Origin of the sequence: Priestia sp. HNGD-A6 (assembly GCF_045784335.1) — a bacterium.
Lineage (GTDB): Bacteria > Bacillota > Bacilli > Bacillales > Bacillaceae_H > Priestia > Priestia zanthoxyli.
Window position 1 is genome coordinate 661,480 of record NZ_CP138621.1, and the last position, 14,765, is coordinate 676,244.

General features: G+C 39.4%; 16 protein-coding genes. 7 read left to right on the forward strand and 9 right to left on the reverse strand.

Annotated features, from left to right (window positions below; all coding sequences use genetic code 11):
* Positions 1-33 precede the first annotated feature (33 nt).
* Positions 34-1,476, forward strand: a complete 1,443-nt coding sequence (locus tag SCI76_RS03415; protein ID WP_168760699.1) for a PLP-dependent aminotransferase family protein — start codon at positions 34-36, stop codon at positions 1,474-1,476.
* Between the two features lie 3 nt (positions 1,477-1,479).
* On the opposite strand, the gene SCI76_RS03420 is transcribed toward SCI76_RS03415, so the two are convergent.
* The 5 genes from SCI76_RS03420 to SCI76_RS03440 all read right to left on the reverse strand — a co-directional run bounded on the left by SCI76_RS03420 (position 1,480) and on the right by SCI76_RS03440 (position 4,968).
* Positions 1,480-2,544, reverse strand: coding sequence for a HAMP domain-containing sensor histidine kinase (locus tag SCI76_RS03420; protein WP_240962064.1), 1,065 nt, complete (start codon positions 2,542-2,544; stop codon positions 1,480-1,482).
* Entirely contained in the window at positions 2,541-3,221 is a 681-nt protein-coding gene (locus SCI76_RS03425) for a response regulator transcription factor (RefSeq protein ID WP_034265788.1), read from the reverse strand. Before SCI76_RS03425 ends, SCI76_RS03420 begins: the two co-directional genes overlap by 4 nt.
* Positions 3,222-3,232: 11 nt before the next feature.
* Positions 3,233-3,796: an rRNA adenine N-6-methyltransferase family protein gene (locus SCI76_RS03430; RefSeq protein ID WP_168760698.1), complete on the reverse strand. Its 564-nt coding sequence runs from the start codon at positions 3,794-3,796 to the stop codon at positions 3,233-3,235.
* Positions 3,797-3,923: 127 nt separating this feature from the next.
* Positions 3,924-4,103 (reverse strand): hypothetical protein, encoded by a 180-nt coding sequence (locus SCI76_RS03435; protein ID WP_080963388.1) that lies wholly within the window; start codon positions 4,101-4,103, stop codon positions 3,924-3,926.
* Positions 4,104-4,242: 139 nt separating this feature from the next.
* Complete coding sequence (locus tag SCI76_RS03440; RefSeq protein ID WP_048021123.1) at positions 4,243-4,968, reverse strand: SDR family NAD(P)-dependent oxidoreductase; 726 nt, start codon at positions 4,966-4,968, stop codon at positions 4,243-4,245.
* A gap of 197 nt (positions 4,969-5,165) precedes the next feature.
* On the opposite strand from SCI76_RS03440, the gene SCI76_RS03445 reads away from it, so the two are divergent.
* A complete protein-coding gene (locus tag SCI76_RS03445) occupies positions 5,166-5,792 on the forward strand; it encodes an FMN-dependent NADH-azoreductase (protein WP_048021125.1) in 627 nt (208 codons plus the stop codon).
* A 66-nt stretch (positions 5,793-5,858) separates the two neighbouring features.
* Positions 5,859-6,071: a hypothetical protein gene (locus tag SCI76_RS03450; RefSeq protein ID WP_048021127.1), complete on the forward strand. Its 213-nt coding sequence runs from the start codon at positions 5,859-5,861 to the stop codon at positions 6,069-6,071.
* 79 nt (positions 6,072-6,150) lie between these two features.
* Here the strand turns inward: SCI76_RS03450 and SCI76_RS03455 are convergent, their stop codons facing one another.
* Complete coding sequence (locus SCI76_RS03455; RefSeq protein ID WP_048021129.1) at positions 6,151-6,918, reverse strand: TrmB family transcriptional regulator; 768 nt, start codon at positions 6,916-6,918, stop codon at positions 6,151-6,153.
* Positions 6,919-7,044: 126 nt separating this feature from the next.
* Between SCI76_RS03455 and SCI76_RS03460 the strand changes: the two genes are divergently transcribed.
* The 3 genes from SCI76_RS03460 (at position 7,045) to SCI76_RS03470 (ending at position 9,640) form a co-directional block, all read left to right on the forward strand.
* Positions 7,045-7,818 carry a TSUP family transporter gene (locus SCI76_RS03460; protein ID WP_013056888.1) on the forward strand — a complete coding sequence of 258 codons (774 nt, stop codon included), beginning with the start codon at positions 7,045-7,047 and terminating at the stop codon, positions 7,816-7,818.
* Between the two features lie 163 nt (positions 7,819-7,981).
* Entirely contained in the window at positions 7,982-8,647 is a 666-nt protein-coding gene (locus SCI76_RS03465) for a hypothetical protein (RefSeq protein WP_223260154.1), read from the forward strand.
* Positions 8,648-8,749: 102 nt separating this feature from the next.
* Positions 8,750-9,640 (forward strand): PhzF family phenazine biosynthesis isomerase, encoded by an 891-nt coding sequence (locus SCI76_RS03470; RefSeq protein WP_328174840.1) that lies wholly within the window; start codon positions 8,750-8,752, stop codon positions 9,638-9,640.
* Positions 9,641-9,680: 40 nt separating this feature from the next.
* Here the strand turns inward: SCI76_RS03470 and SCI76_RS03475 are convergent, their stop codons facing one another.
* The 3 genes from SCI76_RS03475 to SCI76_RS03485 all read right to left on the reverse strand — a co-directional run bounded on the left by SCI76_RS03475 (position 9,681) and on the right by SCI76_RS03485 (position 12,624).
* Positions 9,681-9,959 carry a hypothetical protein gene (locus tag SCI76_RS03475; protein ID WP_230683458.1) on the reverse strand — a complete coding sequence of 93 codons (279 nt, stop codon included), beginning with the start codon at positions 9,957-9,959 and terminating at the stop codon, positions 9,681-9,683.
* Between the two features lie 113 nt (positions 9,960-10,072).
* On the reverse strand, positions 10,073-11,572 hold the full coding sequence (locus SCI76_RS03480; protein WP_407545052.1) for an NAD(P)H-hydrate dehydratase: 1,500 nt from the start codon (positions 11,570-11,572) through the stop codon (positions 10,073-10,075).
* 11 nt (positions 11,573-11,583) lie between these two features.
* Entirely contained in the window at positions 11,584-12,624 is a 1,041-nt protein-coding gene (locus SCI76_RS03485; protein WP_328179550.1) for a C45 family peptidase, read from the reverse strand.
* 142 nt (positions 12,625-12,766) lie between these two features.
* Here SCI76_RS03485 and SCI76_RS03490 point away from each other — a divergent pair, with 142 nt between their 5' ends.
* Positions 12,767-14,644: a prenyltransferase/squalene oxidase repeat-containing protein gene (locus SCI76_RS03490; protein ID WP_328179549.1), complete on the forward strand. Its 1,878-nt coding sequence runs from the start codon at positions 12,767-12,769 to the stop codon at positions 14,642-14,644.
* Positions 14,645-14,765: the final 121 nt, after the last annotated feature.

The following is a 14,765-nucleotide window of genomic DNA, read 5'->3' on the forward strand; positions in this document are numbered from 1 at the left end:
AATACCAACCAAATTATAAAAAGGTGGTCTCACATGAACTGGACTCCAAATCCGGCTGATAAAAAGCCAATGCACAAACAAATTCAAGAGTATATGAAAGAGAAAATCATAAATGGAGAATGGCCTATTGGAACGAAAATTCCTTCTCAGCGCCATTTAGCTACTAGCTTTTCTGTAAATAGAAGCACGGTGGTGACGGCAACCGAAAACTTAATTGCTGAAGGACTGCTCAGCGGAAACAAAGGAGGCGGCACCAAGGTCATCAACAATACGTGGAGCTTACTAGCATCAGGTTCTCAGATGAACTGGAATTCGTATGTAGAAGCAGGAATATACCAACCAAATTCTCCGACTATCCGCCATATTAACGAAGCTGAATTTCAACCGGGCATTATTCGTTTAGGAACTGGAGAGTTAGCACCTGACCTGCTTCCTTCCCATCATCTTGCGGAACTATTTAGCGGAATTAACCATAGAAGCTTACACTTGGGCTACGAGCACCCAAGAGGAAATGATGAACTCCGACAAGAGTTAGTGAAGCATGTAAAAAAACGCGGCATTGAAACGTCTCCTTCATCTATTTTAATTGTATCCGGTTCACTTCAAGCCCTTCAGTTAATTTCAATCGGCCTGCTGCCTCCAGGTGCCAATATATTAGCTGAAAAGCCTTCTTACCTTTATTCTCTACCGTTATTTCAGTCCGCACAAATGAAACTAACGGGCGTTTCATTAGACGAAGAAGGAATGCATTTAACTTCATTAAAAGACCAGCACGAAAAAGAAAAAGGCACAGCTTTATATACAATACCGAACTTTCATAACCCCACCAATGTAACGATGAGTGAACAAAGGCGCCAAGAGCTGCTTCGCCAGTGTGAAAGAATGCATTTGCCAATTATTGAAGATGATGCTTACGGAGAGCTTTGGTTCCATTCACCGCCTCCGCTTTCATTAAAAGCTCGAGATAAAAATGGAGTGGTTCTTTATTTAGGAACGTTCTCTAAAACATTTAGTCCGGGATTTCGAATTGGATGGATTGTAGGGCCTGAACATGTAATTGAGCGATTGGCCGACCTTAAAATGCAAGTTGACTACGGAGCCAGTTCCTTATCTCAATGGGCAGCTGCTGAAGCTCTAAAAACCGGGATTTATGACCAGCATGTGGCTAGCATACGCTATAAATTAAAAGAAAAATCTCAGCAAACTCAGGCTATTTTAGAGAAGTATTTAAAAAGTCTTGCTGCGTGGAATACTCCGAGCGGAGGTTTTTATTTTTGGCTGACGCTGCATAAGCCTGTTTCGATGCGGAAATTATTTAAGCACTGTCTCGACGAAGGAGTTCTTTTAAATCCAGGCGCATTGTATGACCATGAAACGTCACAGCATATCAGAATATCCTTTTCTTATGCGACGCTTGCAGAATTTGAATACGGCATTAAAATAGTCGCAAAAAGCCTTAAGAATCTTTACAAGTGATTCTTAAGGCTTTCTTGTGTTAGGCGGCAGCTTTATCGAAAAAGTGAGCTTATTATGCTGACGCTCTGCTCGTATCTCTCCTTGATGCAGCTGAATAATTTGTTTTGCAATAGCCAGCCCTAAACCTGAACCATTTACGTTCGTTCTTGATTCATCACCTCGATAAAATCGATCAAATAACTTTTCCACCTCAAGTTTTTCACTGATGTTAATGCTGTTACTAAAGGAAATTACCAACGAATCCTCATCAATTTCCTGATTCACCTCTAATACGGAAGGCTTTTGGCTGTACTTCTTGGCATTTTCGAGCAAGTTTTGAAAGACTCTCACCATTTTTTCTACATCAATAAATGCATGCCATTCACAAGCAAAGTTAGTCTGAACGTCAATGCCCTCTCTTTTTAACATCGGCTCGTACTCTCCTATTACCTGCTGAAGCAAACGTTTCATATCAACCTCATTTCGCTGAAGCTGAAAATCCGGACTCGTTAATTTTGTATAGTCAAACAACTCGTCTATTAAATCCGTTAAATAATTTGCTTTTGAATCCACAATATATAAGTAGCTATCTAATGTTTGATCATCCATACTTTCTCTTTTTTTGATTAAATCGAGGTACCCCACAATGGAAGTTAAAGGCGTACGCAAATCGTGAGACACACTTGATATTAGCTCATTTTTCAATTGCTCCAGCTCTCGTTCACGATCAAACTTTGTACGAAGCTGCGCAGACATCTTGTTAATGTTTTGACTTAATTCAGCCAGCTCATCTTTTCCTCGTACATGGATGGTTGCGCCTAAATCTCCATTTGAGATTTTTTGAACTTGTTTAGAGATTTCTTTCAGATAACGAATATGGGAACGAATAAGTGCTAAAAAAACAAAAACAAAGACCACAACGGCGATAAAGAAAAGTCCAAACGCTAATACATTATATGCAGGGACATTCATTTTCTCTTCTTGTATATACCTGCTCAAAACAAGCCTAGCAATTAAAATAAAAATTAAATTGGTAGCCAAAAAACTTATAATGATAGCAAAAAGAAGCTTTACACTTATTCTTCTCATATCCTGTATCCTACGCCCCATATGGTTTTAATATAAATGGGCTTTTTCGGATTATCCTCAATTTTTTCACGAATTTTTGTGATATGGACCATTACAGTATTATCCGATTTAAACGCGTCTTCTTGCCACACGGCTTCATATATTTTCCCCATGCTCATCACTGTTCCTTTGTTGCGTGCCAGCAGCTCTAAAATATCAAACTCTTTTGGCGTTAAACGAATCTCTTGGCCGCGCACAAATACAAGGCGGGTGCTGCGGTTAATTTCCAAATCGCCAATTTGAATAACGTCACGCTCAGCGCGTTCATTGTATTTTTTATAGCGTCTAATTTGTGATTTGACTCGTGCGATGAGTTCGAGTGGGTTAAATGGTTTTGTTAAGTAATCATCTGCGCCTGCTGTTAGACCAGAAATTTTGTCCATATCTTCTGACTTCGCCGAAAGCATAATAATGGGCATGTTTTTTTCTTCACGTATTTTAAAAGCTGCGTCGATTCCATTCATCTGCGGCATCATGATATCTAATATAATTAAATCTACTTCTTGTTCCTCTAAAAGCGCTAATCCAGATACAGCATTAGAAACTTTCAGCGTTTCAAATCCTTCATTTTCTAAGTAAATAGCAATTAAATTACGAATTTGCTCATCGTCATCTATAATTAAAATTCTGTCTTTCATTTACAAACTCCTTATACCTCATTCTTTTCGCATGAAAAAATGTATGCGGGAGGCACGTTTCTCCACTCTTTTTCAACTTTAATGTGGGGGAAAAACGTGCGGATCAACTCTTTTTTTAAATTCGTATACTGAAACGTAACAAATTTCCCTTCATCAGCTAATACGCTTTGCGTGTTTCGCAAAATACAATCTGACACCTCAGCTGCTAAAGAAGCAAAAGGAAGACCTGATAGTACGTAATCTACTTTTGAAATATCATACTGTATCAAGTACTTTTGAACATGTTCAGCCGAGCCGTGTATCACATACACATTTTTTTCATCTCTTACTTGTTCCTTTACTTTTTCGTAAAAATGCCGATTGTATTCGATAAGAAGTAAAGTTGTACAAGCGCTTCGTCTTCTTATTAATTCACGGGTAAAAACTCCGGTTCCTGGCCCGTACTCTACTATACAGGCTGCATGTTCAAAATCAATCCCTTTCACCATTTTTTTCGCTAAGTGCGTAGAGCTTGGCAAAAGCGCTCCTACCGTTCGCGGCTGGTGAAAATATTGATACATAAAAGCTAAATTCATTTTCTATTCCTTCTTTCTACTCTTTCTTTCTAGAATAGAAAAAAAATCTAAAGAAACGTTAAGTAAATTTCTTAAGAATTCTTAAGAAAACAAAAAGGAGGATGGGACATAACGGAATTAACCCAATCTAAAGACGAGCAAATTGGATTAATAAACTCATATGGATTGCTCTTGACACCGCTGTTGATTTCCGTGCAAGACTTCGCTTTCCGCGGGCGGCCGATGAGCCTCCTCGTCGCTTACGCGCCTGTGGGGTCTCATCTGTTCCGCTTTTCCCGCAGGAGTCTTCACCTTGCCCTCCAATCAACAGCTAGAAGCGGTGAAACCAACGTTTATAATAACAGTAAAAAATCCGAATGGTCAGTCAATAATACCGATTGATCATTCGAATTTATTCTTAACTAAAATATTTTTGTCCAGCCTCAATTACTCGTTTAAAAGATAATTTATCGTAAATAACATCCGCTATTTAAATCAAAGGTAGCTCCTGTATAATGTTTTGCTTGAGGACTCAGTAAAAAAAGAACGGTATCTGCCACGTCTTGAGGCGTAATAAAGCTTGGAACCAGCTGATGAGCGATGTATTCATTTTTGCGCCACTCTGGAATATTTTTCATCATATCGGTATTTACCATTGTAGGTGCTATCGCATTCACCCGGATATAAGGAGAAAAATTCATCGCACAGCTCTTGGTTAATCCTAATATTGCTGCTTTAGACATTCCATATATAGCATCAGAGCTTCCTTCCATTCCTGACACGGACGATATATTAATAATTGCTCCTTCTGTTTCCTTTTTCATTAACAATTCGCCAAAGTACTTGGAGAAATAAACATATCCTTTAATATTAATATCCATCACAAAATCTATTTCGTTTTCTTCATAATCCAATAAATTTTTCCCTAAATACACGCCTGCATTATTAACTAACCCATACAAATTTTTATCTTTTATTTGATAAAAAAGATCTTTTACATCCTTTCCTTTTTTAACATCTACTGCATACGTTTCAATATGGCCCTGGCCCTTTGTATCTTCAGCCATCTGTCTCAAAGCTCCATCGTTAATATCACAAGCAATAACTGAATAGCCCTTCGACACACACTCTTTTACAATTTCTTTGCCAATTCCAGCACCTGCACCCGTAACGATTATCCATTTTCCTTTCATCTCGACACCTCTTATTTACTTCTGTTAGACATACTTGTTATGTAAATATTCAAACACTTATTATACCATTATTTTCTATATAGACATCCCTTTCTTGCGTTCTTTTTTAGCTTGCCTGACAAAGCGCGTATAGTTTTTTATTGGAGTGATAACGATAAGACAGTACATTATTTCAAACAAGAAAGAGATGATAAGACATGGCAAAAGTACTTTATATTACAGCTCATCCTCACGATGAGTCTCAATCATTCAGTATGGCAACTGGAAAAGCATTTATCGATGCTTACAAAGAGCACAATTCAAGTGACGAAGTTGTACATATTGACCTTTATAAAGAAAATATCCCTCATATTGATGCGGATGTATTTAGCGGCTGGGGCAAACTTCAGTCTGGCTCGGAACTCTCTTCTCATGAACAGGAAAAGGTCAATCGCCTTGCAGAATTGAGCGAAGAGTTTGTAACAGCGGACAAATATGTTTTTGTAACGCCTATGTGGAACTTTTCGTTTCCGCCGGTTATGAAAGCCTATTTAGACTCTGTAGCCGTAGCAGGTAAGTCATTTAAATACACGGCCGAAGGTCCGGTTGGACTATTAACGGATAAAAAAGCGCTTCATATTCAAGCACGCGGAGGCATTTATTCTGAAGGTCCTGCAGCTGATATGGAAATGGGGCATCGCTATATTGGAATTATGATGAATTTCTTCGGAGTCCCTTCGTTAGACGGCATTTTTGTGGAAGGGCATAATGCAATGCCAGATAAAGCCCAAGAAATTAAAGAAAAAGGAATAGCTGAAGCAAAAAAACTTGCCCAAACTTTTTAATATAAAGAGGCTGTAACAAAAATATTTTGATTGAAGGAAGATCCGAACGAGGACTTGAGACTCTTAATGGAGCATCAACTTTGTTCGGATTTTTCTGTTGGTAAAGTGAACGTAGCTTTCATGCATGGTGGCTGCTTCCAGCAGTTAATTGGAGGGCAAGGCGAAGACTCCTTCGGGAAAAGCGGAACAGATGAGACCCCACAGGCGCGTAAGCGACGAGGAGGCTCATCGGCCGCCCGCGGAAAGCGAAGCCTTGCACGGAAATTCACTGCGATGTAACAAGCCATTCATACTGGATCATTTATCCCGTTTGTTCGTCTTTCGATGGAAGTGATTTCGTTATGTCTAAGTCTCTTTTCTACGCAAAAAAGCTTTCTCTTTCCCTTTCGATCCACCTGTCCATTTCTCGATCACTTTTTTCTACAAGTCTGTTAACGAGGATATCATGCCAAATATAGTTTTCAAGTAAATTAATGTTAACTCCGTTATTGGTATAGTAAGCCATTTCTTTATGACCATAAATCATTTCACTGCTGTCAACAGATATAATAAACCAGTTTTGATTCCCAATATTTTCGGTATAGCTTGTATGGCGGTGCCGGTCAAATTCCTCCATCGCTTCATCTTGTTCAAACACAATTCCTTTTAGTGTGACACTCTCCCTTAGCTGTAATAAAAGAGGCTTCAACTCATTATAAATATCAGGCCAAAGCGAGATGACAATTTTATTTTTTGCTTTTAACAATAGCGACTCACAAAAAGCAAGAATGGCTGTTTCTCCTCTCATCGTCATAACCCGGCTTTCTTCTATAGACTCTGCAGCTTCAAGACGTTTAAGCGTTTCGCTAACGCCTTCATACGTTTCGTTCCATTTTTTCTGCAGCGAATGCAAAAAAGCATCGACGGGCAGCGACGTGTACTGGGTGCCATCATTACTCTCTTCTTTTAACACCATGCCTTTTTCCTCTAGTGTTTGTAAAATATCGTATACACGCGCTCTTGGCACACCTGAATGTTTACTAATGCTATAAGCAGTGGAAGATCCTTTTTTGACAAGCGTCACGTATACTTTTGATTCATACTGATTAAATCCAAGCGACTGCAGCTGCTGAATAATATTTTCCATAAAGGAAACCTCCCTGTTTTTTAAGTTATTTGAAATTTTCATCATTTACATATTTACAACTGCTTTTTATATAGTTACTATTTAAGTAGTCACTATATATATATTATGACATGAGGAAGGTGCTTTATGGAAGAATTAAGTTTACAGATTGTTCTTTTGCTTTTACTCTTTGGTTTTTTAGCTGCATTCATTGACTCCGTAGTGGGCGGAGGCGGTTTAATTTCTACACCCGCTCTTTTATTTTTAGGCCTGCCGCCCGCTGCTGCCTTAGCTACAAATAAATTAGCTGGAACGATGGGCGTATTAACGAGTACCATTCGATTTGTCAAATCCGGAAAAGTCGATTTTCGCGTTGTGGGTAAATGGTTTCCTTTTGTATTTATTGGCTCTTTGGGAGGTTCAATCACCGTTCATTTTCTATCCTCTGCTTTTTTGAAACCTGTTATTTTGATTCTCCTTGTTTTAGTTGCTATTTATACAATCTTCAAAAAAAACTGGGGCACCACGTCCACGTATAAGCCGCTGTCTATTAAGAAACTTATTTTCTTTACTGCACTTATTTTTATCATTGGCTTTTACGATGGATTTTTAGGAGCAGGCACAGGTTCATTTATTTTATTTGCTTTTTTATTTATGGGATTTGATTTCCTGCAGTCAGCAGGTAGCGCAAAATTTTTAAATTTCGGCAGTAATTTAGGTGCTTTGCTTGTATTTTTGTATTTTGATTCTGTTGTATTTTCTTACGGATTAATTATGGGGTTTGCGATGATCGTGGGTTCTTTCGTTGGATCAAACGTCGCTTTATCAAAAGGCGTGACGTACGTCCGAACGCTTTTTATTCTTGTCACTTTAAGCCTTATTAGCAAAAATATATTCGACTATGTAAATCAGTACAAATAGATCAATGGTTTCTTTCGAACTATAACAATGAACCTATATATCTATTAGATTAATAAAACCACCTCTTACTATTTTCTTATTTTTGGGTAAATGTGTAAAAAGACACTAAAATTGTTGTATACTGATCGATGTTGTTTTACATAATTAGAAATATTATACAGAGGTGAACGTTTTGTTTAAGAAATTTAGGTTTTTATGGTTTATTTTGCTGATCTTTGCACTTATTTTTGTCAAAAATACGTTCTTTTCTTCTTCAGAGAACGCCGCTGAGACGCTAGCAACGTCAGATGTTCCACAAGCCGCAGCTACTTTCAAAGAGGGAAACAATCAGCAGGACGGAGTCATTATTCAAAAATATCGCAAACAGCTAGATGCAGCACAGAAAAAAAATGACGAAAAAGCTACTAAAGAAATACAAGAAAAAATTTATGAAGACGGAAGACAGGCGGCACTAAACTTTTTACCGCGCAATAAATTTCAAAGAGCTTTTTCTCAGCCTTCGAAAAAATCGGCCGATGACATTTATAACTTTCTAATTGCCCAAGTAGGGTTTGGAGGATATGATTCCCTTTATCAAGAAGCAATAGCCGCAAAAAAAGAAGCAGCTTCTTCTACTGATGAATTAAATATGAGTGGCATTCAAGCTAAAACCGCTGCACTTACATACGGCACACTCGCACAAAGAGAGCAGCTGCTTGTTACAAGTCTTGCCTATGACTTAAGCAGCGTAGGCGTCATTTCTTCCGATACAGCTAAAGGTATTGATAAAAAAGCTACTCATATGCTAGAAGTTAGAAAAGAAGGAATAAATGCCGCGATGCAAGAATAGTTTTGCAAAATGAAAAGCAGCAGGTAAAAACTGCTGTTTTTTTATTCTAAATAACGATGGTTATAGCTTTCATATAATGATATAAAAATGGAGGGGATTTTTATGAAAGAAGCGATTGTGTATCAATACGACGCGTTTAGCACCCGCCCTAATAAAGGAAATCCTGCGGGAATTGTGTTTAACGGAGATGATTTTTCAACTGAAGAAATGCAGGAGGTTGCTTATCAAGCACAGTTTAACGAAACGGCTTTTATCATGAAGTCTTCCCGCGCTGATTTACGAATTCGATACTTTACGCCCGGACAAGAAGCAGATTTGTGCGGCCATGCGACTGTCGCTTCTCTTTATGCTTTACATAGTAAAAACAAACTTCAAAAGACTACATTCACAGTGGAAACAAATGCTGGAATTTTGCCTATGACTGTACAGAGCAGAAACGGACAACCTGTTATCACCATGACTCAAGCTTCTCCGCAGTTTCATCCGTTTTTAGGTTCAACAGAAAAGCTGGCAAAAGCTCTTAATCTTCATATTGATGACCTTGATCAAAGACTTCCTATTGTATATGGAAGTACAGGAAACTGGACGCTTATTGTACCTTTAAAAAGTTTAGATGCCTGTAAAAAGATGAAGCCTAATCAAGAAGATTTCCCTCTTATTTTAACTGATATGCCAAAAGCATCTATTCATCCCTTTTGTTTTGAAACGATTCATCCAGAAGCTCATATGCACGGAAGACATTTCTCTTCACCATTTTCAGGTACGGTAGAAGATGCTGTAACGGGAACAGCTTCTGGCGTGATGGGCGCCTATTATGCGAGATATGTGGATCAGCAAAAAATCGACCGCTGGCAATTTGTGATTGAACAAGGGCAGGAAATAGATAGAGATGGCTTCGTTCATGTAGAAATTACAAAAAAAGAGAATACGTATGGTGTGGTAATCGCAGGAGAAGCTGCCTATGTAACAAAGCAAATCGTTTCTCTTTCTTAATAAAAACGTGTCCGCCTGTTTGGCGAACACGTTTTTTTGTTTAATAAATAATAGCCTGTACGCTCATTATTGTAACGGTTAAAATAAGAATCACGTTCCCTATAATTAACCACGGCTTTGCGCTTCCTCTTCTACCTTTAATAGCCGTGATTAGTCCAGCAATGGGCAATAAAGCCATAATGATGACCCAAATTTTACGAAGAATGCTGGAATCCAAATAAAAACCAAACTGCATCATCGCAAATAACACGACTGTAACAAGGAAGAAAAGTGTAGGCACAGCTAAATGAATGCCTCTTGGTCTCATTGAGTAGTACACAACATCACTTTCTTTCTATGTAAAATCTTACGTAAAATAACGTTATCATTTACACAGAGTTTTGACAACTTTTTGAAGGATTTTGTCAACAAATTTTAATAATCCAGAAGAGATCACTTCTTATTCAGCTGCCCGAAGACTGCCGGAAGTGCAGAAATAACGTCACTTGCTAACATATCTATCATTGTATGCCCCTGATCGAGCAGCACATCCGCTGCTTTTCCATGAACATATACCGCATTGCTGATTGCTTCTTGAAGAGAATCATGCTGCATAATAAAAGCGAGGATGATTCCGGTTAACGTGTCACCCGTTCCACCTTTTGCGAGTCCTGCGTTTCCAGTGGTATTTACGTATTGTTTTCCATCCGGCGTTGTAACGATCGTGTTTGGGCCTTTTAATACAAGATACACACCATTTTCCACTGCGTATTGGCTAGATATCGAAAATCGATTTGCTTCTACTTCTGCGATTGTTGTATCCACGAGTCTAGCCATTTCTCCGGGATGAGGTGTTAAAATCGTTGCGTGTTCTCTTTCTTTTACTTCTTTCATCAAATCCGGCAGATGATAAAGAGCATCTGCGTCGATTACAACAGAAACGGGCTGTTGAAGTACTTGTTCGACAACTTTCTTCGTTTCTTCCGTTCTCCCAAGCCCTGGTCCAACTGCAATTGCATCGTACTTTGCTTCTTCTAAAGGAATCTCGCCTGCAAAAAAGCCATCTTTGCTTGGGCATGGCTTATACATCACTTCTAACATGTGAGCAGCTGCAATCGCATGAATATCATTCGGAAGCGCAAGCGTTAAAAGCCCTGCTCCGCTTGTGAGTGCTGCTTCTGACGTTAGCATCGGCGCTCCGGGTGTTTGAAGTGAACCTCCTATTACGATTCCTTTTCCATGTGTACCTTTATTGGACGAAGCATTCCGAATGGGAAAAGATTTCTTAATATGCTGAGTTGACCATACCTCTTTAAGAGATGAGCTTTTTTCAATTGCTAGCGGTGGGATACCGATATCTACTACAATCAATTCACCATAGCTTTCTTTGCTCGGGTATGTAAATGCCGTGATCTTTGGCTGCTGAATCGTAATCGTAGCATCTGCACGTACCGTATCTTGCTTCTGTTCCATTACTCCACTTGGGACATCGATGCTGTATATGTAAGCCTTAGAGTCGTTTATTTTTTTTATAATGTTATCATAAGGAGATTTGATGCTGCCTTTTACGCCTATACCTAATAAACAATCAATAAGGACCGTATACTTTTTCACAGAGAAGTTGTCTCCCGCCGATTGCCACGCGAATCCAGCATTTTCATAGATGATCATGGCTTTTTTAGCTGCGCCTTTTATTTTCTCCCGTGCAGGAACTACCCAGACGTCAACTTCATAGCCTTTTGACTTCAAAGCACGGGCAATAACAAAGCCGTCTCCTCCGTTGTTTCCCGTTCCTATAAGCAACCCTATTTTTTCATGTTTTTCGATTCGCTCACTCAGCGCGTTTGCAGCAGCCTGTCCGGCATTTTCCATAAGGGACTCTTCACTCATCCCAATTGTATTCGTCATATAATCATCTACTTGATACATCTCTTGATTCGTTACAATTCTCATTATGCTGCTCCTTACTGAAACGGAAATGGTTCGTCTGTATTTACCGTTCCTTTTATTTTCGTTATAGTTAATTGTTCTCCTTTCACCCAATCCTCAAACGAGAAAATAAGAGGTTTTGCTTTTCGTCCAATTCCCACAATGACTTGCAATGTCTCCGGTACATATGCCACTGTATGAAGCGTTCCAGCAGAATTCCGGTAATCTTCTTTAAAAATACCGTATTCATCTTCATTAAATAAAGAGAAAGCTTCAAGAGGCGATAGCTTTTTTTCAATATGATCTCGAATATGATCGAGCCTTTCCCTTGACTCTACCAAATGATGACGATTTTCTTCGACCAGCTGATTAAAATGGTTCGTACACCCCATCATCGTTCCTCTTTGTACATGAACGCCTCGTCCAGATACTTCGACTACTGCTCCCTGTCCGCTGCGGTCATAAATGGAATAATTAAACGCATGACGGTGCGGTGCCCTTTCTAAAATAGCAATAGCCTCTTCTGTCGTTTCGCATGTTTCTAAAATAAACCGAGCGAGCGTACAGCAAATAAATCCGTTCGTTTGACGGCGGCGATTAACAAAATGATAGCCAATTGCTAATCCTTTTTCGTTCATTCCATCCATTCGCCCAATCATTCTCGTCCCAAAACCGACGCTTGCATATCCTTCATTTGGCTGAAAAAGCAAAAATCGACCTTCGTACGTTTTAGGATGATAATCGTAGTTTCGCACATACACGCCGTGCTGCATAAGAGCAGAACATCCCGTTTTCTTCCACTCTTGCTGATACCCGCTGTACTCATGTATAACGTCTTCAAGAGGCCAATCTAAGCCTTCTGCTAAGCCCACTAGCTCATCCCACAGTCCGGGAGCAAATAAATCGTAATAATGACGAGCTTCTTTTGCTATCGTTTGATAGCTTCGTAATGAACTTTTTCTTCTTTTTTGATGATTTTTAAACAGCTTTGTCCCTTTATGTAATTCCCCTTGCATTTTACCAAGCTCTCGGTAAGAGCCTCGCCCTTGAATAACGTCTACCTGTATTTCTTTCACTTCTATCACTCCAATTTTCCAGTACCTTTATTGTGCAGCAAGCGCTCTATTCTTTGCAACTTTCTCTTCTCATAGAACTCTCTTCCTTTGAATACAGTTATAAAGAAACAGGTCGAAAGATTGAAAAGCATTATCATAAGAGGTGATCATATTGCTAAAGGAAGTTCAGCTAGAGATTCAGCGAAGAATCGCCTATCTGCGCCCAACACAAAAAAATGACGGGTCATTTCGCTACTGTTTTGAAACAGGCGTTATGCCTGATGCGTTTTTAATTATGCTTCTTCGCACCTTTGATTTAGATAAAGAAGTGTTGATTAAACAATTAACCGAACGGATCGTTTCCCTTCAAAATGAAGATGGTCTTTGGACATTGTTTGATGATGAAGAACATAACTTATCCGCCACTATTCAAGCTTATACAGCTCTTTTATATTCAGGCTATTACCAAAAAAACGACCGGATTTTGCGAAAAGCAGAAAGATATATTATAGATTCAGGAGGCATTTCTCGCGCTCATTTTCTCACAAGATGGATGCTTTGTGTTAACGGCTTATACGAGTGGCCAAAGCTATTTTACCTCCCGCTTTCTCTTTTGCTCGTGCCTACCTATGTACCGCTTAACTTTTATGAACTAAGCACCTATGCCAGAATTCACTTCGTCCCGATGATGGTAGCTGGAAACAAAAAATTTTCACTTACTTCTAGGCACACACCTTCTCTTTCTCATTTAGATGTAAGAGAACAGAAACAGGAATCGGATGAAACGGCTCAAGAATCACGCGCTTCTATTTTTTTAGTCGACCATTTAAAACAGCTGGCTTCTTTACCTTCTTACATCCACAAGCTTGGTTATCAAGCAGCCGAGCGTTACATGCTGGAAAGAATCGAAAAAGATGGTACACTCTACAGCTACGCCACCTCTACTTTTTTTATGATTTACGGTCTTTTGGCTCTTGGCTATAAAAAAGATTCATTTGTAGTTCACAAAGCAATTGACGGTATTTGTTCACTACTTAGTAGATGCGGCGGCCACGTGCACGTAGAAAACTCCACGTCAACCGTTTGGGATACCGCTCTGCTCTCTTACGCTCTACAAGAAGCAGGTGTACCGCAGCAAGATCCCATGATTAAAGGCACAACTCGTTACTTAAAGAAAAGACAGCATACAAAGCTTGGAGACTGGCAGTTTCATAACCCAAATACAGCGCCTGGAGGCTGGGGATTTTCCGATATCAATACGAATAACCCTGACTTAGACGATACGTCTGCTGCTATTAGAGCTCTTTCTAGAAGAGCGCAAACCGATACAGATTATTTGGAGTCTTGGCAAAGGGGCATTAACTGGCTGTTGTCCATGCAAAACAAAGACGGGGGTTTTGCTGCATTTGAAAAAAATACCGATTCTGTTTTATTTACTTATCTGCCGCTTGAAAACGCAAAAGACGCAGCAACGGATCCGGCTACTGCCGATTTAACCGGTCGAGTGCTTGAGTGCCTCGGAAACTTTGCCGGTATGAATAAATCCCACCCTTCGATTAAAGCTGCAGTAAAATGGCTGTTTGATCATCAATTGGATAACGGAAGCTGGTACGGTCGGTGGGGTGTTTGCTACATTTACGGAACGTGGGCCGCTATTACTGGACTCCGTGCTGTAGGAATTTCTGCTTCTGATCCGCGTATCATCAAAGCCATCAATTGGCTCAAAAGCATTCAACAAGAAGACGGCGGATTCGGAGAATCATGCTATAGCGCTTCTTTAAAAAAATATGTGCCTTTACCCTTTAGCACTCCTTCTCAAACGGCTTGGGCTCTCGATGCTTTAATGACAATATGTCCATTAAAAGATCGAGCAGTTGAAAAAGGAATTAAATTTTTACTGAATCCAAATCTTACAGAGCAGCAAATTCATTATCCCACGGGAATTGGTCTTCCTGGACAATTTTATATTCAGTACCACAGCTACAATGATATTTTTCCTCTTCTTGCACTTGCCCACTACGCAAAAAAACATTCTTCATAAAGGGGTTGAGACATGACGAAATGAATCCAATCTAAAGACGAACATATAGGATACATGAGCTCCTATGGATCGCTTGTGACACGGCAGTTGATTTCCGTGCAAGGCTTCGCTTTCCGCGGGA

Coding starts and splice junctions, on each gene's coding strand:
- SCI76_RS03480 (WP_407545052.1), bottom strand. CDS start 11,572: ATGAGAATTGTAACGAATCAAGAGATGTATCAAGTAGATGATTATATG.
- SCI76_RS03430 (WP_168760698.1), bottom strand. CDS start 3,796: ATGAATTTAGCTTTTATGTATCAATATTTTCACCAGCCGCGAACGGTA.
- SCI76_RS03415 (WP_168760699.1), top strand. CDS start 34: ATGAACTGGACTCCAAATCCGGCTGATAAAAAGCCAATGCACAAACAA.
- SCI76_RS03455 (WP_048021129.1), bottom strand. CDS start 6,918: ATGGAAAATATTATTCAGCAGCTGCAGTCGCTTGGATTTAATCAGTAT.
- SCI76_RS03460 (WP_013056888.1), top strand. CDS start 7,045: ATGGAAGAATTAAGTTTACAGATTGTTCTTTTGCTTTTACTCTTTGGT.
- SCI76_RS03450 (WP_048021127.1), top strand. CDS start 5,859: ATGGAGCATCAACTTTGTTCGGATTTTTCTGTTGGTAAAGTGAACGTA.
- SCI76_RS03425 (WP_034265788.1), bottom strand. CDS start 3,221: ATGAAAGACAGAATTTTAATTATAGATGACGATGAGCAAATTCGTAAT.
- SCI76_RS03445 (WP_048021125.1), top strand. CDS start 5,166: ATGGCAAAAGTACTTTATATTACAGCTCATCCTCACGATGAGTCTCAA.
- SCI76_RS03470 (WP_328174840.1), top strand. CDS start 8,750: ATGAAAGAAGCGATTGTGTATCAATACGACGCGTTTAGCACCCGCCCT.
- SCI76_RS03420 (WP_240962064.1), bottom strand. CDS start 2,544: ATGAGAAGAATAAGTGTAAAGCTTCTTTTTGCTATCATTATAAGTTTT.
- SCI76_RS03440 (WP_048021123.1), bottom strand. CDS start 4,968: ATGAAAGGAAAATGGATAATCGTTACGGGTGCAGGTGCTGGAATTGGC.